Raw genomic sequence first — 24,884 nt, forward strand, 5'->3', positions numbered from 1 at the left:
CGACGCAGAACCAATGTGGGAGCGAGCTTGCTCGCGATGGGGCCAGCCGCTTCACCGCCTACTCCAACAATAAAAAGAGAACCCGAAGATGCCCGTACCCGATCCGTTCCGCGAAGGCATGGCCCGAGGCTGGAAAACCTACAATGGCTCGCAACTGACCCAGGACCTGGCACTCGAAGCGGACGTGGCGATCATCGGCAGCGGAGCCGGCGGCGGCACCACGGCTGAAATCCTCAGCGCAGCCGGCTACAAAGTGCTGCTGATCGAGGAAGGCCCGCTCAAGACCAGCAGCGACTTCAAGCTGCTCGAAGACCAAGCCTACAGCAGCCTTTATCAGGAAGGCATCGGCCGCATGAGCAAGGACGGCGCGATCACCATCCTCCAGGGCCGGGCGGTGGGCGGCACCACGCTGATCAACTGGACTTCCAGTTTCCGCACTCCGGAACCGACCCTGGAACACTGGGCCAAAGAGCACAACGTCAAGGGCCATAGCCCGGCGGAAATGGCGCCGTGGTTCGAAAAAATGGAGCAACGCCTGGGCGTCGCGCCGTGGATGGTGCCGCCCAACGCCAACAATGATGTGATCCGCAAGGGCTGCGAAGCACTGAATTACTCGTGGCATGTCATCCCGCGCAACGTTCGCGGCTGCTGGAACCTCGGCTACTGCGGCATGGGCTGCCCGACCAACGCCAAGCAATCGATGATGGTTACGACCATTCCGGCGACCCTGGAAAAAGGTGGCGAGCTGCTTTACCTGGCCCGCGCCGAAAAACTTAACATCAGCGGTGACAAGGTCACCGGCCTGCAATGTTCGGCGATGGATGAACGCTGCGTCGCACCGACCGGGCGCACCATCACGGTCAAGGCGCGGCATTTCGTGCTGTCCGGTGGCGGCATCAACAGCCCGGCCTTGCTGATGCGCTCCGGGGCACCCGACCCGCACAAGCGCCTGGGAAAACGCACCTTCCTGCACCCGGTGAACATGTCCGCCGCGTTGTTCGACGAAGTGGTCAACCCGTTCTACGGCGCGCCGCAGTCGATTTATTCCGACCATTTCCAATGGCAGGACGGCACCACCGGCAAGATGTCCTACAAACTGGAAGTCCCGCCCCTGCACCCGGCGCTGGCCACAACACTGCTCGGCGGGTTCGGCCAGGAGAATTCGCAACACATGGCCAATCTGCCGCATACCCACGCCATGCTGGCTTTACTGCGGGACGGCTTTCACCCGGACAGCCCCGGTGGCAGCGTCGAATTGCGCAGCGATGACACACCGGTGCTGGATTATCAGCTCTCGCCTTACGCCTGGGATGGATTGCGCCGGGCGTTCCATACCATGGCCGAGATCCAGTTTGCCGGTGGCGCCAAGGCCGTGATGCCGATGCACGCCGACGCCCGCTACGTGAAGACCCTCGCCGAAGCGCGCACGCTGATCGACGGCCTGAGCCTGGAGCTGTATCGCACACGCCTGGGCAGTGCCCATGTGATGGGCGGTTGTGCCATGGGTGAAGACCCGACAATCGCGGTGACCGACAGCCTCGGCCGGCATCATCAACTGGGCAATCTGTCGATTCACGACGGCTCGCTGTTCCCCACTAGCATTGGCGCCAACCCGCAGCTGTCGGTCTACGGACTGACGGCACAACTGGCGACATCCCTGGCCGAACGTTTAAAAAAACCATGAAAATAACGATAATTCCCATCGTCTATAGTGCTTTCTTACCCAACAGGCGACTTGGCCGACCGGGAAGGCTGCGATACCATCCGACTCCCCAACGGATTCCCGCCAGGACGACGCGATGAACCGAGTGTTGTACCCAGGTACCTTCGACCCTATTACCAAGGGCCATGGCGATCTGGTCGAACGCGCCTCGCGCCTGTTCGATCACGTGATCATTGCCGTTGCCGCGAGCCCCAAGAAAAACCCGTTGTTTCCTATGGAACAACGGGTAGAACTGGCGCGCGAGGTCACTAAACATCTGCCGAACGTTGAAGTCGTCGGTTTCTCGACGCTGCTGGCGCACTTCGCCAAAGAGCAGAACGCCAACGTGTTCCTGCGTGGTTTGCGCGCGGTGTCAGACTTCGAATACGAATTCCAGCTGGCCAACATGAACCGCCAACTGGCGCCGGATGTGGAAAGCCTGTTCCTGACCCCGTCCGAACGCTACTCGTTCATTTCCTCGACGCTGGTCCGTGAAATCGCAGCCCTGGGCGGCGATATCACCAAGTTCGTGCACCCTGTGGTGGCGGATGCCCTGACCGAACGCTTCAAGAAATAACCCCCCCGCAAACTGTAGGAGCGAGCCTGCTCGCGATGGACGTCAACGATAACGCGGGAAACCTGACACCCCCCGGCGTTCTCGGGTTCATCGCCAGCAGGCTGGCTCCTACAGTACGTCGCACCTGCGTGCAACGCAGGCGCCAATGCGGCACAATTGTGCGCATTGGTTTATTGCGCCCGGGCTTGCCGCCCCGGCTGGAGTTAGCATGTCCCTGATCATCACCGACGATTGCATCAACTGCGACGTCTGCGAACCCGAGTGCCCGAACGCCGCCATTTCCCAAGGCGAAGAGATCTACGTGATCGACCCGAACCTGTGCACCCAGTGCGTCGGCCACTACGACGAACCGCAGTGCCAGCAAGTCTGCCCGGTGGATTGCATTCCACTGGACGAAGCTCATCCGGAGACTGAAGAACAGTTGATGGAGAAGTACCGGAAAATTACCGGTAAGGCTTGAATGATGTAGTGCTCTTTCGGGCCTCATCGCGAGCAAGCTCGCTCCCACACTGGATCTGTGTCGTTCACAAACCCCTGTGGGAGCGAGCTTGCTCGCGATGAGGCCATCAGCCACGCCGAATCTCTAACGGATTGTCGCGCGTATCAGCTCTGACAACGCGGGCAAAAAACGCTGGCACGCTGCCCGAGCTTCACTTCCCGCAGCCCCGTGCCACAGACCTTGCAGTGTTCGCCGCCACGGCCGTACACGAACAGTTCCTGCTGGAAATAACCGGGCTGACCATCACCACCGATAAAGTCCCGCAGCGTGGTACCGCCACACTCGATGGCGGCCGCCAGGATGCGCTTGATCTCGATGGCCAGCTTCAAGTAACGCGCCCGGGAAATGCTCCTGGCTTCGCGGCGCGGGTCGATCCCGGCGGCGAACAACGCTTCGGTCGCATAGATATTGCCGACGCCCACCACCACCGCGTTGTCCATGATGAACGGCTTGACCGCTATCGAGCGGCCACGGGACTGCTGGAACAGGCGCTCACCATCGAACAGGTCGGTCAGCGGTTCCGGCCCCAGGCGAATCAGCAATTCGTGATTGAGCGGGTCGAGGCTCCAGAGCATCGCGCCGAAGCGCCGCGGGTCGGTGTAACGCAGGGCCAGGCCCGACTCCAGCTCGATGTCCACATGCTCATGCTTGGCCGCCGGCAGCCCGACCTCCACCAGACGCAAATTGCCTGACATGCCCAAATGACTGATCAAGGTACCGACTTCGGCATTGATCAGCAGGTACTTGGCGCGCCGCTCCACCAATACGATGCGCTGGCCGGACAGGCGCACATCGAGGTCCTCGGGAATCGGCCAGCGCAGGCGCCGATCACGCACGATCACCCGGCTGACGCGCTGGCCTTCCAGGTACGGCGCGATGCCGCGACGGGTGGTTTCGACTTCTGGCAGTTCCGGCATGGTGTGCTCTTGAAAGAAGAAAGTTCCGACACTCAGCGATGAGTGCCGAGGTCGCGGATCGTCTGCTTGAGTGTCTCGAAGTCGTAGTCCGAGAGGCCGACATAATCGAGCACCAGCGCCGCGATGCTGTTCCACTCGTGATCTTCGGTCTGGTTACCCAGTACCCGATAAGAAGCACAAATATGCTCGGCCATTTTCAGTATCGCCAGCAGGTTCTTCAGCGAACTGTTGCGCGACGACTCATCGCTGAAGATCGCCAGGGCATTGTGGTGATTGGCGATCGCCGCGCTCACGTGCTCCGGCAAGCGCCACGACCTGGCCGTGTAATACCCGACCACCGAGTGATTGGTATTGAACACCTGGTTCTCCGTATCCACCACCCGGCATTCGGCACTGGCGCTGGCATAGGCCTGCTCCAGAACACCCATGTAGTCGGGGAAACGCTGGAGCATCAAGGGCACGCCGCAGTCGTGGAACAGGCCCAGGGCATACGCTTCGTCGCCATTCTCAACGCCGATGCGCTTGGCCAGGGTCAGGCAGGTCATGGCCACGTCCTGGGCGGTGTCCCAGAAACGGTTCAGGGTGACAATGGTGTCGTCATTCATCTCGCCCTTGATCGACTGCGCGTTGATCAGGTTGATGACCGAGCGGCTGCCCAGCAGATTTACCGCGCGCTGGATCGAGGCAATCTTGTTACTCAGGCCGTAATACGGCGAATTGACGATCTTCAGCAGGGAGCCGGAAAGACCCGGGTCCTGGGAAATCAGCCTGGCGATGACTTCCAGATCCGGGTCGGGCATGTACTGCTCCATCTGCAAATCCACCATGATTTGCGGCTGGGCCGGTACGCTGATGCCCTGCAGGGCTTGTTGGATCTGTTCGGATGTCAGCTCTTGGGACATTTGTGCACACTCTGGGTCAGACACCGATTCTAACCTTTATGAAGTTGGATCCGACATACCAAATCGCAAGACAACCCTCGCCACATGTCCACTTGCAGGCCAATCCGGGGGCTCAACACGCTATACTCCCGCTCTTTTTTCCGGAGCGACGACATGTCCCTGCCTAGCCTGCGCCTCAAAGCCAACGCCGACCGTCGTCTGCGCAACGGTCACTTGTGGGTCTACAGCAACGAAATCGATGTAGCCGCTACGCCTTTGCACGGCTTCAAGGCCGGCGACCAGGCGATCCTCGAAGCCGCCGGCGGCAAGCCGCTGGGCATCGTTGCCATGAGCCCGAACAACCTGATCTGCGCCCGTGTGCTGTCGCGCGACATCAAGTTGCCGCTAGACAAGTCGCTGCTAGTGCATCGCCTGAACGTGGCCCTGTCGCTACGCGAGCGCCTGTTCGACAAGCCGTTCTATCGCCTGGTCTACGGCGACTCCGACCTGCTGCCGGGCCTGGTGGTTGACCGTTTCGGCGACATCCTCGTGGTACAGATCGCTTCGGCCACCATGGAAGCCCATAAAGACGACGTGATCGCGGCGCTGACCCAGGTGCTCAAGCCAAGCGGCATCCTGTTCAAGAACGACTCCGCTGCCCGTGACGCCGAAGGCCTCACCCGCTACGTCGAAACCGTGTTCGGCCTGGTGCCGGAGTGGGTTGCCCTCGAAGAGAACGGCGTGAAATTCGAAGCGCCAGTCATTCAAGGCCAGAAAACCGGCTGGTTCTACGACCACCGCATGAATCGCGCCCGCCTGGCCCCTTACGCCAAAGGCAAGCGCGTACTGGATCTGTACAGCTACATCGGTGGCTGGGGCGTACAAGCCGCTGCATTCGGCGCCAGTGAAGTGTTCTGCGTCGACGCCTCGGCCTTCGCCCTTGACGGTGTCGAGCGCAACGCCGCACTGAACGGCTTTGCCGAGAAAATGACCTGCATCGAAGGCGACGTGTTCGAAGCCCTCAAAGAGCTGAAAGCCAGCGAAGAACGCTTCGACGTGATCGTGGCCGACCCGCCGGCGTTCATCAAACGCAAGAAAGACATGAAAAACGGCGAAGGCGCCTACCGCCGCCTGAACGAGCAAGCCATGCGCCTGCTCACCAAGGACGGCATCCTGGTCAGCGCATCGTGCTCGATGCACCTGCCGGAAGACGACCTGCAGAACATCCTGCTGACCAGCGCCCGCCACCTGGACCGCAATATCCAGATGCTGGAGCGTGGCGGTCAGGGTCCGGATCATCCGGTGCATCCGGCCATTGCCGAGACGCGCTATATCAAGAGCATTACTTGCCGGTTGTTGCCGAATAGCTAAAACCGCAAACCACTGTAGGAGCGAGCTTGCTCGCGATGGACGACAAAGCACCTCGGGGTGTCAGGTCGCCAGCGTTATCGTTGACGACCATCGCGAGCATGCTCGCTCCTACAGACAGCGACACATTTTGATTCTCTGTCATTACGACAGCCTCGCCTGTGGCGTCTAACGTTTTCTCTTCCAATCACAGAAGAGGACAACGGAATGTCCAGCACGCCACACGGCCACCGTTTACGCACCGGCCGGCACTCAGAACATGGCCGCATCTATCTGCTCACCGCTGTTACCCACGAGCGAACCCCGTTCTTCAAAGACTGGCGCATGGGGCGCCTTCTCGTGCATGAATTCAGAAAGGCTCATGAAACAGGAAATGCCACATCTATCGCTTGGGTAGTCATGCCGGATCACTTTCACTGGCTGCTCGAGTTACACAACGGTGATTTGCCGAAACTGATGCAAGCCACCAAAGCTCGAAGTGCCCGCGCTATCAATCTCAAGCGAGGCCAGCCCGAGAGGCTATGGCAGAGAGGTTATTTCGACAGGGCTCTGCGTCGGGAGGAAGACCTGAAAGCCGCTGCTCGATACATCATCGCCAACCCCCTACGCGCAGGCCTCGTCGACCATATCGGCGATTACCCACTCTGGGACGCTATCTGGCTCTGACGCCCCTTTCCCCCTCTGTAGGAGCGAGCATGCTCGCGATGATCGTCAACGATAACGCTGGCAACCTGACACCCCGCGGCGTTCTTGGGTTCATCGCGAGCATGCTCGCTCCTGCAGGATTGCCTCTTTCCGCACGTCTCGTGAATGCTTGCAACCATTCCCTCCAGCCGCCAGCCGTGTAGAATCGCGAACATTCATCGCCAGTCATCCCCGGCGGGTTTATGAGCTCAAGCTGAAGCGCGCGGCGATCCCGCAAAGTTATCGGCAACTTCCGGACACGCGGCCATTTCTGAGTGTTCCAGACGTCAATAGAAGCTCACTTCCCTTTTGATACCTGATTAGCCGCCCGGAGTGCTTCATGCCTGATTACCGCTCGAAAACATCCACCCACGGCCGCAACATGGCCGGCGCCCGCGCACTGTGGCGCGCCACGGGGATGAAAGATGACGACTTCAAGAAGCCGATCATCGCCATTGCCAACTCCTTCACCCAGTTCGTACCGGGCCACGTGCACCTCAAAGACCTGGGGCAACTGGTCGCCCGCGAGATCGAACGCGCTGGCGGCGTGGCCAAGGAATTCAACACCATCGCCGTCGACGACGGCATCGCCATGGGCCACGACGGCATGCYCTATTCGCTGCCGAGCCGCGAAATCATTGCCGACTCCGTCGAGTACATGGTCAACGCCCACTGCGCCGACGCGATCGTGTGCATTTCCAACTGCGACAAGATCACCCCTGGCATGTTGATGGCCGCCCTGCGCCTGAACATCCCGGTGATCTTCGTCTCTGGCGGCCCGATGGAGGCCGGCAAGACCAAACTCGCCTCCCACGGCCTCGACCTGGTCGACGCCATGGTGATCGCCGCCGACTCCAGCGCTTCTGACGAGAAAGTCGCTGAGTACGAGCGCAGCGCCTGCCCGACCTGCGGTTCGTGCTCCGGCATGTTCACCGCCAACTCGATGAACTGCCTGGTCGAAGCCCTGGGCCTGGCATTGCCGGGCAACGGTTCGACCCTGGCCACTCACAGCGACCGTGAGCAGCTGTTCCTGCAGGCCGGGCGCACCATCGTCGAGCTGTGCAAGCGTTATTACGGCGAGAACGATGAGTCGGTGTTGCCGCGCAACATCGCCAACTTCCAGGCGTTCGAAAACGCCATGACCCTGGACATCGCCATGGGCGGTTCCACCAACACCATCCTGCACTTGCTGGCCGCTGCCCAGGAAGCCGAGATCGATTTCGACCTGCGCGACATCGACCGTCTGTCCCGTCACGTGCCGCAACTGTGCAAGGTCGCGCCGAACATTCAGAAGTACCACATGGAAGACGTGCACCGCGCCGGCGGGATCTTCAGCATCCTCGGCTCGCTGGCCCGTGGCGGTTTGCTGCACACCCAGTTGCCAACCGTGCACAGCCGCAGCATGGAAGAAGCCATCGCCAAGTGGGACATCACCCAGACCACCGACGAAGCGGTGCACCACTTCTTCAAGGCCGGTCCGGCAGGCATCCCGACGCAAACCGCGTTCAGCCAGTCGACCCGCTGGGAAACCCTGGACGACGACCGTGAAAACGGTTGCATCCGCAGTGTCGAGCACGCGTACTCGCAAGAAGGCGGCCTGGCCGTTCTCTACGGCAACATCGCCCTGGACGGCTGCGTGGTGAAAACCGCCGGCGTCGACGAGTCGATCCACGTGTTCGAAGGCAACGCGAAGATCTTCGAAAGCCAGGACAGCGCCGTGCGCGGCATCCTCGCCGACGAAGTGAAGGAAGGCGACATCGTCATCATTCGCTACGAAGGCCCGAAAGGCGGCCCGGGCATGCAGGAAATGCTCTACCCGACTTCGTACCTGAAATCCAAAGGCCTGGGCAAAGCCTGCGCCCTGCTCACCGACGGCCGTTTCTCCGGCGGCACCTCGGGCCTGTCCATCGGCCACGCTTCGCCTGAAGCGGCTGCCGGCGGCGCGATTGGCCTGGTGCAGGACGGCGACAAGGTGCTGATTGACATTCCGAACCGCTCGATCAACCTGTTGGTCAGCGACGAAGAACTGGCTGCACGCCGGGTCGAGCAGGACAAGAAAGGCTGGAAACCGGTGGAAGTGCGTCCACGTAAAGTGACCACCGCGCTGAAAGCCTACGCCCTGCTGGCGACCAGTGCCGACAAGGGTGCTGTACGTAACAAGGCGATGCTTGACGGGCTGTAAGGCTTAAGCATCGAACATGAAAATGCCCCGCCAAGTGCGGGGTATTTTTTTGTCCGCGCTATTCCTGAGGGTCGAGGTTATCCAACACCTGATTCACCGCCAACTCGCCCAGCATGATCACCTGCGCAATCCCCAGCATTGTGCTGCGTTGCGAGCCTTCCAGCAGTCCGGCGAAATCGCTGGCCATCACATTGGCCGAGGCGAGGGGTTCGCAGGCGTGGGTGGCGGCCATACGCAGGTTGGTAGACCGGTCACCAGGAACCCGGCGCGTCCGAAGATGCCCTGCGCATGGCCACCATATGAGCAGAGACAGAAACGAACCCTGCAAAGGGTGGCGCAATGCGCCGAGGTGAACACGGGCTACCAAACCCGATCACTGATGTTCAGCGACGCGGAAACGATAGAAGCCGGTACCCAGACGCACAAGCCGGCGGATTCTGGCGTAGTCGTAGTCCCTTGCGCAAGAATGCGTAGGGTGTGACTGTCAGGAGATGTCTTTCAAGCGGGGTCTTTCATTGCACTGACGGGCCTCATCGCGAGCAAGCTCGCTCCCACAGGGGATCTTCGGTGCTCACACAGTCTGTGTTTCACCCGAGATCTTTGTGGGAGCGAGCTTGGTCCGGGCGGCGTTCCGACGATGGCGGCGCCGCGGTCTTACTGGATGTCTTCCGGCTTGACGATCACCCAGTTCTTGTCGGCAGTCACGGTCAAGCCTTCCTTGGACTGGGCTGCGGCATTCTTGGCCATCATGCCGTTGATCTGGGTCATGTACTTGTCCTTGCGATTGACCCACAGGTGGATACCGCCCTTGGCCACGTCAACACTGTGGAACAGCATGTAACCATCGCTGCTCGGGGTGTCGCCGCCCACCAGCACCGGTTTTTTCCACTCGTCGATGTAGGTCAGGATCGCCGCCTGCTTGCCGGCCATCCAGGTCGCCGGGGTCCACAGGTACGGGGTCAGTTCCAGGCCGAGGTTGGCCTTCTCGTCATATTTGCCGGCGGTGACCTGCTTGCGCGCGGTGGTCAGCTCGCCAGTCTTCGGATCCTTGAGCAGCAGCGACACGCCGATCACATTCTGCGGTTTGACGTTGTAGCCGTACTTCGGATCGGCCGCGACCATGCGCACCAGTTCTTCGGAGGCGGCGGTCATCACGTAGACCTCGATGCCGTTCTCCATCAGTTTGTTGTACAGCTCTTGCTGGCCGGTGAAGATTTTCGGCGGGTTGACGTCGAGTTTCTTGACCACATCACCTTCGTAATAAGTGGCCGGCACCGGTTTGCCGGACGCCATCATTTCGTCGACATAGCCCTTGAGTTCCTTGAGCGTGAAGCCGGAGAACACTTGGGCGACCCATGGATAGCAGACCATGTCGTCGACTTCGCAGAGGCGGTAGTAGTAGCTGAACAGGCTTTCCTTGTGGTCGGCGGTGTCCTTGAACGGCATCAGTTTCAGGGAGGGATCGAGCTTGTCGCGGGTGATCAGGCCCTTGTTCTCCATGAACGGCAGCAACGACTCTTCGAGGTCGTAGCGGTAACTGGTGTTGTCCATGTCGAACACCGCGTAGTTACCTTTGTTGGCGTTGGCGGCGATCATCGCGTCCAGCGCCTTGGCCTGATCGGCCGGCCAGTGTTTCAGATCCGTGGCGAGGACCTGGCCGGCGAGGCCGAGGCAAAGTGCTGCGGCCAGTAGTTTCGGTGCGAACTTCATCTGCGTTTCTCCCTGAATGAAAGATATCGACGCTAACAAATAAGTGTGACAGTCCTCGTCTGTCAGCGACCGCCCGCGTCCCTTTCGCGCCAGTTGCATTTCTGACAGCGACATCCGCTTATTCCAAAAGCGACGAATACCATACGTTTTTGATATTAATTCATTAGTTTTCAAGCTGTTAGGCTTGCCCGTTCGCAGCTGCCCCGGATGGTAGCTGGCACAAGTCTCACTCGGAGTTCTCATGAATCTGCCGCTGATCCTCAATCTGCTGGTGTTCCTCGCCCTGCTCCTGGGCCTCGCGCAAACCCGCCACACCACTTGGAGCCTGGCGAAAAAAGTCCTGCTCGCGCTGGTGCTGGGCGTGGCGTTCGGTGTGGCCTTGCACGCCGTTTACGGTGCCGGCAACCCGGTGCTGAAAGCCTCGATCGGTTGGTTCGATCTGGTAGGCAACGGTTATGTACAACTGCTGCAAATGATCGTGATCCCGCTGGTATTCGCCTCGATCCTCAGCGCCGTGGCCCGTCTGCACAACGCTTCGTCGCTGGGCAAGATCAGCTTCCTGACCATCGGCACGCTGCTGTTCACCACCGCCATTGCAGCGCTGATCGGCATCGGCCTGACCAACCTGTTCGGCCTGACCGCCGAAGGCCTTGTGGCCGGCACCCAGGAAATGGCGCGGCTGCAAACCATCCAGACCGATTACGCCGGCAAGGTCGCTGACCTTAACGTGCCGCAGTTGCTGCTGTCGTTCATCCCGCAGAACCCGTTTGCCGATCTGGCGCGGGCCAAACCGACCTCGATCATCAGCGTGGTGATTTTCGCGGCGTTCCTGGGTGTCGCGGCCCTGCAATTGCTCAAGGATGATGCCGAAAAAGGTCAGAAAGTGATCAACGCCATCGACACCTTGCAAGCCTGGGTGATGCGCCTGGTGCGCCTGGTGATGAAGCTGACCCCGTATGGCGTACTGGCGCTGATGACCAAAGTGGTCGCCGGTTCCAACCTGCAAGACATCATCAAGCTCGGCAGTTTTGTCGTGGTGTCTTACATCGGCCTGGGCCTGATGTTTGTGGTGCATGGCGTGCTGGTGTCGGTTGCCGGGATCAATCCGCTGCGCTTCTTCCGCAAGATCTGGCCGGTGCTGACGTTTGCCTTCACCAGCCGTTCCAGCGCTGCGACGATTCCGCTGAGCATCGAAGCCCAGACCAGTCGTCTGGGCATTCCGCAGTCCATCGCCAGTTTCGCCGCTTCGTTCGGCGCGACCATTGGCCAGAACGGTTGTGCCGGCCTGTACCCGGCGATGTTGGCGGTAATGGTGGCGCCGACCGTGGGCATCAATCCGCTGGACCCGCTGTGGATCGCGACGCTGGTGGCGATTGTCACGCTGAGTTCGGCCGGTGTGGCCGGGGTTGGCGGCGGTGCGACGTTTGCCGCGCTGATCGTGCTGCCAGCGATGGGCTTGCCGGTTTCGCTGGTGGCGTTGCTGATTTCGGTCGAGCCGCTGATTGATATGGGGCGTACGGCGTTGAACGTTAGTGGTTCGATGACGGCCGGGGCGATTACCAGTCAGGTGATGCAGCAGACGGATAAGGCGCTGCTGGATGCGGATGAGCATTCGGCGTTGGCGCAGGCTTGAGTAGCGTCTGATAGACCGCTATCGCGAGCAAGCTCGCTCCCACAGGGATCTGTTGTGTTCACACAATTTGTGTTTCACCTCAAAACACTGTGGGAGCGAGCTTGCTCGCGATGCTTTTAGGCTTTTTCCCATACTTCGAAGTTGTACGCCGGTTTGTCGCCTTCCGCCGGGTTCGGCACATTCGACACCAGTTTCCACTGGTTCAAATCAAACTCCGGAAACCACGCATCCCCTTCCGGACTCAGCGCCACGCGGGTCAGGTACAACCGATCGGCTTGGGCCAGCCCTTGCGCATACAACTGCGCACCGCCAATCAGCATCAGCTCATCGACACCCTGTTCCTTCGCCCATGCTTCGGCACGAATGACGGCGGCTTCCAGCGACGGATAAACCTCCGCGCCTTCGAGCAGCAGATCTGCCTGACGGCTGACCACGATGTTCAAGCGGCCGGGCAACGGGCGCCCCAGGGAATCCCAGGTCTTGCGCCCCATGATGATCGGTTTGCCGAGGGTGGTGGCCTTGAAATATTTGAAGTCCCCCGGCAAGTGCCAGGGCATGCTGTTGTCGACGCCGATCACGCGGTTTTCACCGAGGGCTGCGATCAGGCTGAGAGGGAGTGATTTAGTCATGCCGGCGAGGATAGCAGAGCCGGGCTTTCGCCGATAAGCGCCACAGCGGTTATGCTCACAGCTCAATTAAGCGACGGGATGCCGCGTGACTGAACTCAATACCCTCTGGCTGACAGAAACCATTCGACTGCGCGAAGAACACGCAGGTCCTCTGGAAGACCTTGAAGCCAACCGACTGGCCCGCAGCGCCGGCGGCGATTTGCCGTCGCGCATTCAACGCCGGGCCCTATGGCTGGCTGAACGCGATGGCCTGGCTACGGCCCTCAAACACTGGCTGCAAGGTGCGAGACTGGCGCTGATTGTCATGGCGGTGCTGGCCGTGGTCAGCGGCGCCGGCCTGGCCTTTGCTGCACTGGGCGACGGCCTGCACCCGGTGAATGTGTTCTGGGCCTTGGGCAGCCTGCTCGGGCTCAATCTGATCCTGCTGCTGAGCTGGGCCCTGGGACTGGTGTTCGCCGGTGAACAAGGCGCCAGCCTCGCACGCCCGTGGCTGTGGCTCAGCGAAAAACTCGCGCGTGACGCCAAAGCCGCGCAACTGGCTCCGGCCCTGCTCCTGTTGCTGCAACGCCAGAAACTCAATCGCTGGGCCATCGGTGTGCTGGTCAACAGCCTGTGGTTGCTGGCGATGATCAGCGCCTTGGTGATCCTGCTGATGTTGATGGCGACCCGGCGCTACGGCTTCGTCTGGGAAACCACGATCCTCAGTGCCGACACTTTTATCGCCGTCACTCAGGCGCTTGGCGTGCTACCGGCCCTGCTCGGCTTCAGCGTACCGACCGAGGAAATGATCCGCGCCAGTGGCGATGCCGCACTGAACATCGAAAGTGCCCGCCAGGCCTGGGCCGCGTGGCTGGTCGGCGTCTTGCTGGTCTACGGCGTTGTGCCGCGCCTGCTGCTGGCGCTGTTTTGCCTGTGGCGCTGGAAGACCGGGCAAACGGCGCTGCGTCTGGATTTGAACCTGCCCGGTTACGCACAACTGCGCGAACGCTTGATGCCCACCAGCGAGCGCCTCGGCGTCAGCGATGTGGCACCCGCGCAGCTGCATCGCGTGGAAAGCGGCGTGACTGAACAGCAAAGCGACGGCGCGTTACTGGTCGCCATCGAGCTGGACGACCAGCGCCCGTGGCCACCGCAATTGCCGAAAAACGTGAGCAACGCCGGCATCCTCGACAGCCGCGAATCGCGGCACAAACTCCTCGAACAACTGAGCCGCTTTCCCCCGGCGCGCCTGGCCATTGCGTGCGATCCACGGCGTTCGCCGGATCGCGGCAGCCTGGCCTTGATTGCCGAACTGGCCCGCAGCGCCAGCGCCACCCGCGTGTGGTTGTTGCAGGCGCCCCCCGGCGAAGCGCTGGACGCCGAACGCCTCGGCGACTGGCACGTGGCGCTGCAACAGCTTGAGCTGCCGTTTGCCGATTGTGCACCGATGAACTGGCTGGAGACGGGTCATGACTGACACCTGGAAACAGCCTCTGAAACTCGCCGTGGTCGGCCACACCAACGTCGGTAAAACCTCGTTGCTGCGCACCCTGACCCGCGACGTCGGCTTCGGTGAAGTGTCCCATCGCCCCAGCACCACGCGGCATGTCGAGGGCGCACGATTGTCGGTGGACGGCGAGCCGTTGCTCGACCTTTATGACACCCCCGGACTGGAAGACGCCATCGCCCTGCTCGATTACCTCGAACGCCTGGAGCGTCCCGGCGAACGCCTCGACGGCCCGGCACGCCTGACGCGTTTCCTTGAGGGTAGCGAAGCCCGACAACGCTTCGAACAGGAGGCCAAAGTGCTGCGCCAGTTGCTGGCGTCGGACGCCGGGCTCTATGTGATCGATGCCCGGGAGCCGGTGCTGGCCAAGTATCGCGACGAGCTGGAAGTACTGGCCAATTGCGGCAAACCCTTGCTGCCGGTGCTGAACTTCGTCAGCAGCGCCAACCACCGCGAGCCAGCATGGCGTGAAGCGCTGGCGCGGCTGGGCCTGCATGCCCTGGTGCGTTTCGATAGCGTCGCGCCGCCAGAGGATGGCGAACGCCGACTCTATGAAAGTCTCGCCCTGCTGCTGGAAACCGCGCGGCCACAACTGGAACGCCTGATCGCCGATCAGCAAGCCCAACGTCTGGCTCGCCAACAAAGCGCAGAGCGATTGATTGCCGAATTGCTGATCGATTGCGCAGCTTGCCGGCGCAGCGTGGTCAGTGACACCGAGCAGGAACAACAGGCGATCAGCGAACTGCGCAAAGCCGTGCGCCAGCGCGAGCAGCGTTGCGTCGAGGCCCTGCTCAAGCTGTACGCCTTCCGCCCACAGGATGCCGCTGCGGGTGATTTGCCGCTGCTCGACGGTCGTTGGGGCGACGATTTGTTCAATCCGGAAACCCTGAAACAACTGGGCGTGCGGGTCGGTGGCGGTATCGCCGCGGGTGCTGCCGCCGGGGCCGGGGTTGATCTGCTGGTCGGTGGCATCACGCTAGGCGCAGCGGCATTGGCCGGAGCGATTGCCGGCGGCGCCCTGCAAACCGCACGCAGTTATGGCAGTCGCTTGCTCGGCAAGCTCAAGGGCCAGCGCGAACTGACGGTGGATGACAATGTGCTGCGGCTGTTGGCGCTGCGCCAGCGGCAATTGCTGCAAGCACTCAATGCCCGTGGGCATGCGGCGATGGACAGCATCCAGGTGGCCACACCCCTGGACAAGAGCTGGCGCGAAGGCAAGCTGCCCGAGGCTTTGAACAAGGCGCGGGCGCATCCGCAGTGGTCGTCGCTCAATCCTCATCCCAAATTGAATCAGGCGGAGCGGCAGGAGCAGGTGGAGGTTCTGGCACAACAGCTGTAGAGGCAGGAACACTTGTGTTGCCTGGGCTGACGCCATCGCGAGCAAGCTCGCTCCCACAGGGTTTTGTGCTGGGACATCAATCTGTGTCCAGACACAGATCCAATGTGGGAGCGAGCTTGCTCGCGATGGCCGCGCCTCGGTTCAAAGGCTTTATGCAGCCAACAGCCGCACCGCTTTGCCCTTCAACACTGCCAGATCAATCACCGGCACATGCATCTCTTTCGCCAATTCATCCCACTGGCGCATGCRCAAACTCACGGCACACAGCGGGTCCTGCTCGAACGCCTCTGCCTCTACAGCCGTCATCACCCCGCCCTGATATTCCAGGGTTTGACGACTGGCTTCGCTCAGGCGCTCGTAGTAGCCAGGCTCCTTTAGTGTCAGATAACGCTTGGCCTGAACGTGATACTCGACCAGCCGCGCCATGCGCTCGCTGAAACCGGCCTGGCGCAAGTAGTCGGCGCCGAGGCGCTCATGGCTGACCACACCGAAGCCACCCATGTTCTCCGCGCTTTCAGTGCAGATATGCCCGATGTCGTGGAAGAACGCCGCTAAAATCACTTCATCGTCGAAGCCTTCGTCCATGGCCAGTTGCGCCGCCTGGGACATGTGCTCGATCTGCGACACCGGCTCGCCGATGTAGTCGCTGTCGCCAAAGCGCTCGTACAAACCGAACACCTCGGCAATCACTTGCTTATTGCGTTCCATCAGATTTCCTCCAGTACCGTGGCGACGTTTCGCTCGGCCATCGCCGGCCCGACGCTCATGCCGACACCAGTGTGCATCAATGCCACGCCCAGGCCTTTTGCCGGGCGCAGGAACGAGAAGGGCCCCGGGCCCCGTGAACCATAGACACCCTGCCAGCGTTCGACCACTTGCACCTTGCAGCCCAGGGTCTGCTCGGCCAATTCGATCATCCAGTCGTCGACCCGCTCGGCATTGAAGGGCGATGGATCGCTGCCGTAATGGTGCGAGTCGCCAATGATCAGCTCGCCATAGGGCGTCGGGCTGATCAGCAAGTGGATGCCGTTTTCGTGCAGGTGCGGCGCGTGTCGCAGAATCTCGGCCTGCACCGCTGCAGCTTCCGGCAAGTCAGCGAAGGCGCCGTAGTGCACGCAACTCAAACCGGTGAGTAATGCATGTTGCAGGTTCAGGTTGATTTGCGGTCGGGCGCGGAGCATTTGCAGGCGGCAGATTTGCGGGTCGAGTTCGGCGATCTGTTCGGCCAGCAAGGTCTGATAATCGTGGCCGGAACAGACGATGATCTGCTCGGCACTGAAGCTGCCGGCGGTGCTGTACAGGCGACCCGGCTCGATATCGCGCACCAGGGTAGAGAAGTGAAACTCGACGCCCAGGTCGCGGCGCAGGAAGTCGATCAGCGCCGGAATCGCTTCGCGGGAATACAGTTGCTGGTCGTCCATGCCGTGCAACGCCGCGCGATGATGGCGGAACTGGCCGCCGTACAAATCGCGCAATGCAGCACCGTGCAGCAGATCGACACGGTAGCCGTGCTCTACGGCGCGGCCGTCACAGAAGGCTTCCAGCAACTGTTCTTCTGCTTCGGTGCGGGCGAACAGGTACGAGCCATTGCGCTTGAGTTGCAGGCCGGCGAGTTGCGCCCAGTCGCCCCAGATTTCGCGACTGGCCCGGGCCAGCTCCAGCATCGGCCCCGGCGGTTGGCCGGTGACCAGTGCCTGGCCGAAGTTACGCACCGAAGCGCCAAGGGGCGTTTCGCTGCGCTCGAAAACCGTGACCTTGAGACCGCGCTTGGCGGCGGCATACGCGTGGGACAAACCCAGGATGCCGGCGCCGACGATCAGCATGTCGTTGTGTTGTGTCATGACGAATTGTCCTGAATTCAAGACCGCAATCGCGAGCAAGCTCGCTCCCACAGTGATTTGTGGTGGGCACAAATTTTGTGACCGCCACAGGACCTGTGGGAGCGGGCTTGGTCCGGGCGGCGTTCCGACGAAGGGGCCCTGTCAGTCGATAAAGATCTTACTTGGCCGCCACTTTCTCGGACTTGCCGTCATAGCGCTTGCGCCATTCGGTGAGGATTTCGTCGCGGTTCTTCGAAGCCCAGGCGAAGTCGTTCTTGATCAGGCGCTGTTCGTAGTCGGCTGGCAGTTCGCTCTGTGGCTTGGCGATGCCAGGCTGGGCGAGTACGGCAAAGTTTTCTTTATAGAGCTCCATCGCCTCAGGGCTCGCGGAGAAGTCAGCCAGTTTCTTCGCCGCTTCCTCGTGGGCAGTGCCCTTGATCACGGCAGTCGCTTCGATCTCCCAGCCCAGGCCTTCCTTCGGCAGGATGATGTCCAGCGGTGCGCCCTGGCGCTTCAGTTGAACAGCCGGGTACTCGAAGGAAATACCGATCGGGAATTCGCCAGCCGCCGCCAGTTTGCAAGGCTTGGAACCGGAGTGAACGTATTGGCCGATGTTCTGGTGCAGGCCGTCCATGTACGCCCAACCCTGCTTCTCGCCGAAGGTTTGCAGCCAGGCGCTGACGTCGAGGAAACCGGTACCGGACGATGCAGGGTTCGGCATGACAATCTTGCCTTTGTACTCAGGCTTGGTCAGGTCCTGCCAGCTCACGGGTTTGGTCAGGCCCTGCTTCTCGGCTTCGACGGTGTTGAAGCAGATGGTTGCGGCCCAGACGTCCATGCCGACCCAGGCTGGCGGGTTGGCAGCGTCGCGGTAGTTCGCGCCGATCTTGCCCAGATCCTTCGGTGCATAGCTTTGCAGCATGCCTTGCTGATCGAGGATCGCCAGGCTGGAAGCGGCCAGACCCCACACAGCATCCGCCTGTGGACGGGCTTTTTCGGCCAGCAGTTTGGCGGTGATGATGCCGGTGGAGTCACGCACCCACTTGATTTCGACGTCCGGGTTGGCCTTCTCGAAAGCCTCTTTGTAGGTCTTCAGTTGTTCGGCTTCGAGGGCGGTGTACACCGTCAACTCGGTTTTCGCCGCAAAGGCGTTCAGGCTGAAAGCGGTGAGGACAGCGGCGGCCAGGGCCATAGGCTTGAACATGATCTTTTCCTGTTTTTTGAGTTGAGGGGTTGTGCAGATTCAATGACCGGGCGCGGTCTGCCGCCATGCCTGGGAGYGGCGCAGCAAACCGCGCGAGGCCCAAGCCAGCAGCAGGGACACGCCCGCCGAGGTAATCAGGATCAGGGTCGACATCGCTGCCGCGCCACCGACGTTGCCGGCGTCGTCCATGTTCAGCACCGCCACCGCCGCGAGGATGGTGTCGGGGCTGTAGAGGAAGATCGCCGCCGAAACAGTGGTCATGGCCGAGACGAACAGGTAGCGCACGATGTCCAGCAGCGCCGGCAGGCAAATCGGCACGGTGACTCGCAGGTAGTGGCGATATAGCGGCGCCTTGAGCGACAGCGCAGCCGCTTCGAATTCGGCATCGAGTTGACGCAGCGCCGTGGTGGCAGTCATTTGCGCGGTGGTCAAATAGTGCGCAATGGTGCAGACGATCAGCAGGGTCATCGTCCCGTAGAGCACATGCAGCGGGTTGCCGGTGAGATTGAAGAAGAAGACGTAACCCAACCCCAACACCAGGCCCGGCACCGCCATCGGTACGAAACTGAGCATGCGCAAGGTCAGGTTCAGGCCGCGCTGCCCCTTGGTTTTTTCCATCAGGTACGCACCGGTGAAGATCAGCAGGCTGCCGATCAGCGCCGTGCCCAAGGCCATCTTCAGGCTGTTGCCGTAGGCCAGCCAGCCACCGCCGGCGGTTTCATTGAACTGATAGTGGTTGAGCGACAGCGACAGGTTGTACGGCCAGAACTTCACCAGGGACGAGAACACCGCCATGCCGAACACCAGCAGCAACGCGGCGCAGATCAGCAGGACGATGGCCAGGTAGCAACCGTCGCGCAGCTTCGACGGCGCGGGCTTGAACACTTGGGCGCGACCGCTCATGGAGTCTCCGTGACGACGACGCAACCAGGCATCGACGCCAAAGCTGAGCAGCGCCGGCAGCAACAACACCATGCCGATCAAGGCACCACGACCGAACTGTTGCTGGCCGACCACCGCCTTGTAGGCCTCCAGCGCCAGCACCTGATAGTCGCCACCGACCACCACTGGCACACCGAAATCGGTGATGGTCAGGGTGAACACCAGGCAGAACGCGGCGAACACGGCCTGACGAGTCGCCGGCCAGGTGATGCTGCGGAAAGCTTTCGCATGACTTGCGCCCATGCTGGAAGCGGCATCGAACAGTCGCGCATCGGCCAGGGACAGGGCTGACAGCAGAATCATCAAGGCGTGCGGGAAGGTGTAGATGACTTCGCCGAGCACAATGCCCCAGAAGCCGTAGATGTTGTCCGAGAGCAGGCCACGCAACATACCCTGGTTGCCGAACAGGTAAACCAGCGCGATGCCGGGCAGCATTGATGGCGCCATCAATGGCAGCAACGAAATGCCACGCCAGATGCCTTTAGCCGGAATCAAGGTGCGTTGCAGGGCGTAGGCAAACAGGTAAGCCAGCGGTACGACAATGGCCGCGACACTGAGAGAAACCTTCAGGCTGTTACCGAGCAACCAATGGAAGTTCTCGCTGGTCACTAGTTCCTTGGCGGCAATCCAACCACCGCCCTGCCCGGCTTCGGCGCTGAAACCGCGCCAGAAGATCGCCAGCAACGGCATCAATACGGCAACACCCAACAACACCAGCAGAAGGACTTTGCCGCCGACCACGAACAACCGGTCACCGACCTCGGCGCGAGTGGTCTGCCGAACCTGCTTGTGCGGCAACGGCAGCGCGATGTTCGCGCTCATCAGGCAAACACCTGCAGGCTGCGCGGCGGCAACGCGACCATGATCTGCTGGGCGCCAAGGCGCGGCATGGCTTCCGGCGCCAGTTCCGCCAACAGCGCGTGGCCCGGCAATTGATCGAGTTCGAAGCTCATGCGGCAGCGGTTGCCGAGGAAGGTGATTTCACGAACCTTGGCCGGGAACAGGTTTTCCTCGTGCACCAGCGGGTTGACGTTGATCGCTTCCGGACGGCAGAACAATCGGCCCGACGCGGTCTTGGCGCCGCCATCGGCCAGACGCATGCTCAGCCCGCCGACCTGGGCGTGGCTGTCGCTGCTGCGCTGGAACGGCAACCAGTTGCCCTGGCCGACGAACTCCGCCACGAACGGCGTGGCCGGACGGTTGTAGATTTCCTGCGGCGTGGCGTACTGCTCGACCTTGCCGTTGTTCATCACGGCGATACGGTCGGCCATCAGCATGGCCTCGTCCTGATTGTGGGTGACCATCAGGGTGGTGATGCCGAGGTTGCGTTGCAGTTGGCGCAATTCGGTGCACAGATGCTCGCGCACCCGGGCATCGAGGGCCGACATCGGTTCGTCCAGCAGCAACAGCGAAGGGGCCGGGGCCAAGGCACGAGCCAGTGCAACCCGCTGCTGCTGGCCGCCGGACAATTGGCCGGGGTACTTTTTCTCGCTGCCGCTCAGGCCGACCAGCTCCAGCATCTGACCGACGCGCTGGCGAATCTGGTCGCGACCATTGCCGGCGAGGCCGTAGGCAATGTTCGCTTCGACGGTGAGATTGGGGAACAACGCGTAGGACTGGAACAGAATGCCGTAGTCCCGCGCCTGGGGTGCCAAGTGGGAAACGTCGCGATCACCCAAGTACAACTCGCCGCTGTCCTGCTTCTCCAGACCGGCGATGCAGCGCAGCAAGGTGGTCTTGCCACAGCCCGACGGGCCGAGCAGACACACCAGCTCACCGGCCGCCACGTCGAGGGAAACATTATCCAGCGCCGTGAAGGCGCCAAAGCGCTTCTGCACGCCGCGCACCTTCATCGGTGCGCCGGGGTTGGTCAGGGCAGTTGCGATCGGGTTGTTCATGGACGGACCTCATCTGGCAGATGGGGGCCATCCTAGAGTTGTAATGAGTCCGTCATGTGGCAGTAAGGCAAAAACTGCCGATAGTGGTATTCGGGATTTTTGGTTATTCCTGTGCTGACTGATCTACCGCCATCGCGAGCAGGCTCGCTCCTACAGGGGAATGCGGTCAACTGTAGGAGCGAGCCTGCTCGCGATGAGGCCTGGACAGGCAAAAGATCTCAGGCCGGGGCCATTTCCTGCGCCAATCCCAGAAACGCCGCCGGCAGCCGCGCGCCTTTGCGCTCCCTGAGGCAGTACAGATACTCGGGAATCTGCGGCGCACTCTCGATGGTCAGTACCCGCAGCTGCGGATCATGGGGCACTTCCTGGCGGGCAATGATGCTGATACCGATATTGCGCAGTACCGCTTCGCGGATCGATTCGCGGCTGCCGATTTCCAGCAGCGGGCCGAAACACACGCCGGCGCTGGCCAGCAATTCTTCGGTCAGGCGACGGGTGGTCGAACCCGGTTCGCGCATCAGCAGGGTATGCCCGGCCAATGCACTGAGCGAAACGTGATCGTGAACCGCCAGCGGATGATTGCGATGCACCGCCAGCACCAGCGGATCGCTGCCGAGCACCCGGCGAATCAGCCGCGCGTCATCGAGCAACTGCGACGACGCCGCGACATCGACCCGATAATCCTCCAGCGCTTCAAGCACCTGCTGGGAGTTACCGATTTCCACCGACACCTCCACTTGCGGCAGACGTTCGCGGAATGTTTTCACCAGGTCGAGGATGTAATACGGCGCCGTGGCGGCAATGCGCAATGTGCCCTGGACCTGGCCGCAGTTACGCAGGAAAAACTCGATGTCGGCCTCCTGTTGCATCAGTGCCTTGACCATCGGTAACAGCCGCGCGCCCTCTTCGCTGACACTGAGACGCCGGCCACCACGGTAGAACAGCTCGACCGAATATTGACTTTCGAGGTTGCGGATCTGCGTCGTCACCGTTGGCTGGCTCAGGCCAAGCTTTTTTGCAGCCTGGGTAATGCTGCCCAGGCGGGCCACCATGTAAAACGCCTTCAGCTCGGCACTCAGCACAACCGTCCCTCATCCTTTACTTGCGCAGCAGGCGCAAACCGTTGAACACCACCAGCAAACTCACCCCCATGTCGGCGAACACGGCCATCCACATGGTAGCGACCCCGGCGAAGGTTACCCCAAGAAAGATCGCCTTGATGACCAAAGCCAGGGCGATGTTCTGTTTGAGGATGCTCGATGTCCGTCGCGAAAGGCCAATGAATGCCGGAATCTTGCGCAGATCGTCGTCCATCAGGGCGACATCGGCAGTTTCAATCGCGGTATCGGTGCCTGCGGCGGCCATGGCGAAACCGATCTCGGAACGCGCCAGCGCCGGGGCGTCGTTGATGCCATCGCCGACCATGCCGACCCGATGCCCTTGGGCATAAAGAGCCTCGATAGCCTGCAATTTGTCGCCTGGCAACAGGTCTCCCTTGGCCTCGTCGATGCCGACTTGCGCGGCAATGGCTTGCGCAGTGTGGACGTTATCGCCCGTGAGCATCAGGGTTTTGATACCCAGGTCATGCAATTGCCGGATGGCTTCGCGGCTGGACGCTTTCACCGTATCGGCGACGGCGAACAGCGCCAATGGCCCGGACTGATCAAGCAGCAGCACCACCGACTTGCCCTGCTTTTCCAGGGCAAACAGCTTTTCTTCCAGCGCCGGCGAACACAAACCCAGATCCTCCACCAGGCGATGGTTGCCCAAATGGTAGAGCTGACCGTTGATCTCGCCGCGCACACCGCGCCCGCCCAGCGCTTCGAAGTTATCCACAATCAGCGTCGCGGTCTGGTTATCCACAGCCGCTTTGGCAATGGCCTGAGAAACCGGGTGATCCGAGCGCCTGGCCAGCGCGGCGGCTATGGCAGGCGCCGACTCATCGGCGGTCGGGTCCAGCGACAGGTAATCGGTCTGCACCGGTTTGCCGTGGGTGATGGTGCCTGTCTTGTCCAGGGCCAGGTAGTCGAGCTTGTAACCGCCCTCCAGATAGACGCCGCCCTTGACCAGGATGCCTTTGCGCGCCGCCGCCGCGAGGCCGCTGACGATGGTCACCGGCGTGGAAATCACCAGCGCACACGGACAGGMCACCACCAGCAGCACCAGCGCCCGGTAGATCCAGTCGAACCACAACTCGCCCATGAACATTGGCGGGATCACCGCCACGGCCAGTGCCAGGACGAACACCGCCGGGGTATAGACTTTCGAGAAACTGTCGACGAAACGCTGGGTCGGCGCCCGCGCCCCTTGGGCCTGCTCGACCGCGTGGATGATGCGCGCCAGGGTCGAGTTGTCGGCCGCAGCGGTTACTTCATATTCCAGGGATCCGGCCTGATTGATGGTGCCGGCGAATACTTTGTCGCCGATGGTTTTTTCCACCGGCAAGCTTTCACCGGTGATTGGCGCCTGATCGATGGTTGAGCGACCAGACAGCACTTCGCCATCCAGGCCGATGCRCTCGCCGGGACGAACCCGTACCCGCGCACCGAGCCCGATGCTTTTGACATCCTGCTCTAGCCAGTTCCCGTCATTCTGCAACACCGTTGCCGTGTCCGGGGTCATCTGCATCAGGCCGCCGATGGCATTACGCGCACGATCAAGGGACTTGGCTTCGATCAACTCGGCCACGGTGAACAGGAACATCACCATTGCCGCTTCCGGCCACTGGCCGATCAGCACCGCGCCGGTCACGGCAATGCTCATCAGCGCGTTGATGTTCAGGTTGCGGTTTTTAAGGGCGATCCAGCCTTTTTTGTAAGTGCCGAGACCACCGCTGAGGATCGAGACCAGCGCGATAGCCGCCACCACCCAGTTCGGCGCGGAACCGGTGAAGTGAATAACTTCTGCCAGCAATGCACCAACACCAGACAGTGCCAAGGGCCACCATGGCTTTTTCTGGAGCGCCGGCGCCGGGGTGTCAGCACCTTGATCCAGCGGCTCGGCCTGCATGCCCAAGGACTTGATGGCCTCGACGATCGGCTCGATACCAGGCAAATCGTGGGTCACGCCGAGCACCCGATTAATCAGATTGAACTCCAGCTGCTGCACACCGGTCAGTTTGCTTAGCTTGTTCTGGATCAGCGTCTGTTCGGTTGGACAGTCCATCGCTTCGATGCGAAAACTGCTCAGTCGAGCCCCGGGCGTCGGCGATTCGCTCAGTTTTACAAACGCAGGCGCTGCCGCTTTAGATGAGCAACAGGCGTCGCCGTGACCACCGTGGCCATGTTTTTGCACGGGCTTGAGCTTGTCGCTGTGCTCGTGTTCAGCCCCGGGTTTGCGGGAGTGCAGGGAATCGCTCATTGGTTGTGTCCATATAGAGTGCCTGTTGCCAAGTAAAGACCCTGTAGCCACTA

21 protein-coding genes are annotated in these 24,884 nt (G+C 61.3%); 9 read left to right on the top strand and 12 right to left on the bottom strand.

Features of this window, described 5'->3' with window-relative positions; translation table 11 throughout:
• The first annotated feature begins 88 nt into the window (after positions 1-88).
• The 3 genes from ACXRVY_RS03295 to ACXRVY_RS03305 all read left to right on the top strand — a co-directional run bounded on the left by ACXRVY_RS03295 (position 89) and on the right by ACXRVY_RS03305 (position 2,739).
• Positions 89-1,684 (top strand): GMC family oxidoreductase, encoded by a 1,596-nt coding sequence (locus ACXRVY_RS03295; protein WP_223456649.1) that lies wholly within the window; start codon positions 89-91, stop codon positions 1,682-1,684.
• Positions 1,685-1,799: 115 nt separating this feature from the next.
• Positions 1,800-2,279 carry a pantetheine-phosphate adenylyltransferase gene (gene coaD / locus ACXRVY_RS03300; RefSeq protein WP_223455913.1) on the top strand — a complete coding sequence of 160 codons (480 nt, stop codon included), beginning with the start codon at positions 1,800-1,802 and terminating at the stop codon, positions 2,277-2,279.
• A gap of 208 nt (positions 2,280-2,487) precedes the next feature.
• On the top strand, positions 2,488-2,739 hold the full coding sequence (locus ACXRVY_RS03305; RefSeq protein ID WP_003195146.1) for a YfhL family 4Fe-4S dicluster ferredoxin: 252 nt from the start codon (positions 2,488-2,490) through the stop codon (positions 2,737-2,739).
• Positions 2,740-2,882: 143 nt separating this feature from the next.
• Here ACXRVY_RS03305 and mutM read toward each other — a convergent pair whose 3' ends face one another.
• Positions 2,883-3,695 (bottom strand): bifunctional DNA-formamidopyrimidine glycosylase/DNA-(apurinic or apyrimidinic site) lyase, encoded by an 813-nt coding sequence (gene mutM / locus ACXRVY_RS03310; RefSeq protein ID WP_223456647.1) that lies wholly within the window; start codon positions 3,693-3,695, stop codon positions 2,883-2,885.
• A 32-nt stretch (positions 3,696-3,727) separates the two neighbouring features.
• Complete coding sequence (locus ACXRVY_RS03315; protein ID WP_223456645.1) at positions 3,728-4,597, bottom strand: HDOD domain-containing protein; 870 nt, start codon at positions 4,595-4,597, stop codon at positions 3,728-3,730.
• A gap of 153 nt (positions 4,598-4,750) precedes the next feature.
• On the opposite strand from ACXRVY_RS03315, the gene ACXRVY_RS03320 reads away from it, so the two are divergent.
• From ACXRVY_RS03320 to ilvD, 3 genes are all read left to right on the top strand, one after another.
• Positions 4,751-5,947 carry a class I SAM-dependent rRNA methyltransferase gene (locus ACXRVY_RS03320; RefSeq protein ID WP_007978942.1) on the top strand — a complete coding sequence of 399 codons (1,197 nt, stop codon included), beginning with the start codon at positions 4,751-4,753 and terminating at the stop codon, positions 5,945-5,947.
• A gap of 204 nt (positions 5,948-6,151) precedes the next feature.
• Positions 6,152-6,610 carry an REP-associated tyrosine transposase gene (locus tag ACXRVY_RS03325; protein WP_223456643.1) on the top strand — a complete coding sequence of 153 codons (459 nt, stop codon included), beginning with the start codon at positions 6,152-6,154 and terminating at the stop codon, positions 6,608-6,610.
• A 358-nt stretch (positions 6,611-6,968) separates the two neighbouring features.
• Positions 6,969-8,810 (top strand): dihydroxy-acid dehydratase, encoded by a 1,842-nt coding sequence (gene ilvD, locus ACXRVY_RS03330; RefSeq protein ID WP_458237018.1) that lies wholly within the window; start codon positions 6,969-6,971, stop codon positions 8,808-8,810.
• A gap of 58 nt (positions 8,811-8,868) precedes the next feature.
• On the opposite strand, the gene ACXRVY_RS03335 is transcribed toward ilvD, so the two are convergent.
• Both ACXRVY_RS03335 and ACXRVY_RS03340 read right to left on the bottom strand, forming a co-directional pair.
• Positions 8,869-9,138 (bottom strand): DUF6124 family protein, encoded by a 270-nt coding sequence (locus ACXRVY_RS03335; RefSeq protein ID WP_411740677.1) that lies wholly within the window; start codon positions 9,136-9,138, stop codon positions 8,869-8,871.
• A 326-nt stretch (positions 9,139-9,464) separates the two neighbouring features.
• Positions 9,465-10,520 (bottom strand): HAD family hydrolase, encoded by a 1,056-nt coding sequence (locus tag ACXRVY_RS03340; protein WP_223456641.1) that lies wholly within the window; start codon positions 10,518-10,520, stop codon positions 9,465-9,467.
• Between the two features lie 241 nt (positions 10,521-10,761).
• Here ACXRVY_RS03340 and ACXRVY_RS03345 point away from each other — a divergent pair, with 241 nt between their 5' ends.
• Positions 10,762-12,153 carry an L-cystine transporter gene (locus tag ACXRVY_RS03345; protein WP_223456640.1) on the top strand — a complete coding sequence of 464 codons (1,392 nt, stop codon included), beginning with the start codon at positions 10,762-10,764 and terminating at the stop codon, positions 12,151-12,153.
• A gap of 116 nt (positions 12,154-12,269) precedes the next feature.
• Here the strand turns inward: ACXRVY_RS03345 and ACXRVY_RS03350 are convergent, their stop codons facing one another.
• Positions 12,270-12,782 (bottom strand): dihydrofolate reductase, encoded by a 513-nt coding sequence (locus tag ACXRVY_RS03350; protein WP_223456639.1) that lies wholly within the window; start codon positions 12,780-12,782, stop codon positions 12,270-12,272.
• An 85-nt stretch (positions 12,783-12,867) separates the two neighbouring features.
• On the opposite strand from ACXRVY_RS03350, the gene ACXRVY_RS03355 reads away from it, so the two are divergent.
• On the top strand, positions 12,868-14,238 hold the full coding sequence (locus tag ACXRVY_RS03355; RefSeq protein WP_223456638.1) for a DUF2868 domain-containing protein: 1,371 nt from the start codon (positions 12,868-12,870) through the stop codon (positions 14,236-14,238).
• Entirely contained in the window at positions 14,231-15,607 is a 1,377-nt protein-coding gene (locus tag ACXRVY_RS03360) for a GTPase/DUF3482 domain-containing protein (protein ID WP_223456636.1), read from the top strand. Before ACXRVY_RS03355 ends, ACXRVY_RS03360 begins: the two co-directional genes overlap by 8 nt.
• Positions 15,608-15,757: 150 nt before the next feature.
• On the opposite strand, the gene ACXRVY_RS03365 is transcribed toward ACXRVY_RS03360, so the two are convergent.
• The 7 genes from ACXRVY_RS03365 to ACXRVY_RS03395 form a co-directional block, all read right to left on the bottom strand.
• Entirely contained in the window at positions 15,758-16,315 is a 558-nt protein-coding gene (locus ACXRVY_RS03365) for a phosphonate degradation HD-domain oxygenase (protein ID WP_458237019.1), read from the bottom strand.
• Positions 16,315-17,448, bottom strand: coding sequence for a TIGR03364 family FAD-dependent oxidoreductase (locus tag ACXRVY_RS03370; protein ID WP_223456633.1), 1,134 nt, complete (start codon positions 17,446-17,448; stop codon positions 16,315-16,317). Before ACXRVY_RS03370 ends, ACXRVY_RS03365 begins: the two co-directional genes overlap by 1 nt.
• Before the next feature lie 157 nt (positions 17,449-17,605).
• Positions 17,606-18,631 (bottom strand): putative 2-aminoethylphosphonate ABC transporter substrate-binding protein, encoded by a 1,026-nt coding sequence (locus ACXRVY_RS03375; RefSeq protein WP_223456632.1) that lies wholly within the window; start codon positions 18,629-18,631, stop codon positions 17,606-17,608.
• Between the two features lie 39 nt (positions 18,632-18,670).
• The gene (locus tag ACXRVY_RS03380; protein ID WP_458237020.1) at positions 18,671-20,395 is read right to left on the bottom strand and encodes a putative 2-aminoethylphosphonate ABC transporter permease subunit; all 1,725 of its coding nucleotides are present in this window, start codon (positions 20,393-20,395) and stop codon (positions 18,671-18,673) included.
• Positions 20,395-21,471, bottom strand: a complete 1,077-nt coding sequence (locus ACXRVY_RS03385; RefSeq protein WP_223456630.1) for a putative 2-aminoethylphosphonate ABC transporter ATP-binding protein — start codon at positions 21,469-21,471, stop codon at positions 20,395-20,397. Before ACXRVY_RS03385 ends, ACXRVY_RS03380 begins: the two co-directional genes overlap by 1 nt.
• 218 nt (positions 21,472-21,689) lie before the next feature.
• Entirely contained in the window at positions 21,690-22,553 is an 864-nt protein-coding gene (locus ACXRVY_RS03390; RefSeq protein ID WP_223456629.1) for a LysR family transcriptional regulator, read from the bottom strand.
• Positions 22,554-22,569: 16 nt separating this feature from the next.
• Complete coding sequence (locus tag ACXRVY_RS03395) at positions 22,570-24,831, bottom strand: heavy metal translocating P-type ATPase (protein ID WP_458237021.1); 2,262 nt, start codon at positions 24,829-24,831, stop codon at positions 22,570-22,572.
• Positions 24,832-24,884 lie beyond the last annotated feature (53 nt).

Source organism: Pseudomonas sp. P5_A2_2, assembly GCF_054177685.1.

Excerpts from the sequence above, each read along its gene's own strand:
- ACXRVY_RS03345 (WP_223456640.1), top strand. The coding sequence starts at position 10,762 with ATGAATCTGCCGCTGATCCTCAATCTGCTGGTGTTCCTCGCCCTGCTC.
- coaD (WP_223455913.1), top strand. The coding sequence starts at position 1,800 with ATGAACCGAGTGTTGTACCCAGGTACCTTCGACCCTATTACCAAGGGC.
- ACXRVY_RS03340 (WP_223456641.1), bottom strand. The coding sequence starts at position 10,520 with ATGAAGTTCGCACCGAAACTACTGGCCGCAGCACTTTGCCTCGGCCTC.
- ACXRVY_RS03305 (WP_003195146.1), top strand. The coding sequence starts at position 2,488 with ATGTCCCTGATCATCACCGACGATTGCATCAACTGCGACGTCTGCGAA.
- ACXRVY_RS03325 (WP_223456643.1), top strand. The coding sequence starts at position 6,152 with ATGTCCAGCACGCCACACGGCCACCGTTTACGCACCGGCCGGCACTCA.
- ACXRVY_RS03350 (WP_223456639.1), bottom strand. The coding sequence starts at position 12,782 with ATGACTAAATCACTCCCTCTCAGCCTGATCGCAGCCCTCGGTGAAAAC.
- ACXRVY_RS03315 (WP_223456645.1), bottom strand. The coding sequence starts at position 4,597 with ATGTCCCAAGAGCTGACATCCGAACAGATCCAACAAGCCCTGCAGGGC.
- ACXRVY_RS03295 (WP_223456649.1), top strand. The coding sequence starts at position 89 with ATGCCCGTACCCGATCCGTTCCGCGAAGGCATGGCCCGAGGCTGGAAA.
- ACXRVY_RS03360 (WP_223456636.1), top strand. The coding sequence starts at position 14,231 with ATGACTGACACCTGGAAACAGCCTCTGAAACTCGCCGTGGTCGGCCAC.
- ACXRVY_RS03370 (WP_223456633.1), bottom strand. The coding sequence starts at position 17,448 with ATGACACAACACAACGACATGCTGATCGTCGGCGCCGGCATCCTGGGT.
- ACXRVY_RS03385 (WP_223456630.1), bottom strand. The coding sequence starts at position 21,471 with ATGAACAACCCGATCGCAACTGCCCTGACCAACCCCGGCGCACCGATG.
- ACXRVY_RS03320 (WP_007978942.1), top strand. The coding sequence starts at position 4,751 with ATGTCCCTGCCTAGCCTGCGCCTCAAAGCCAACGCCGACCGTCGTCTG.
- ACXRVY_RS03375 (WP_223456632.1), bottom strand. The coding sequence starts at position 18,631 with ATGTTCAAGCCTATGGCCCTGGCCGCCGCTGTCCTCACCGCTTTCAGC.
- mutM (WP_223456647.1), bottom strand. The coding sequence starts at position 3,695 with ATGCCGGAACTGCCAGAAGTCGAAACCACCCGTCGCGGCATCGCGCCG.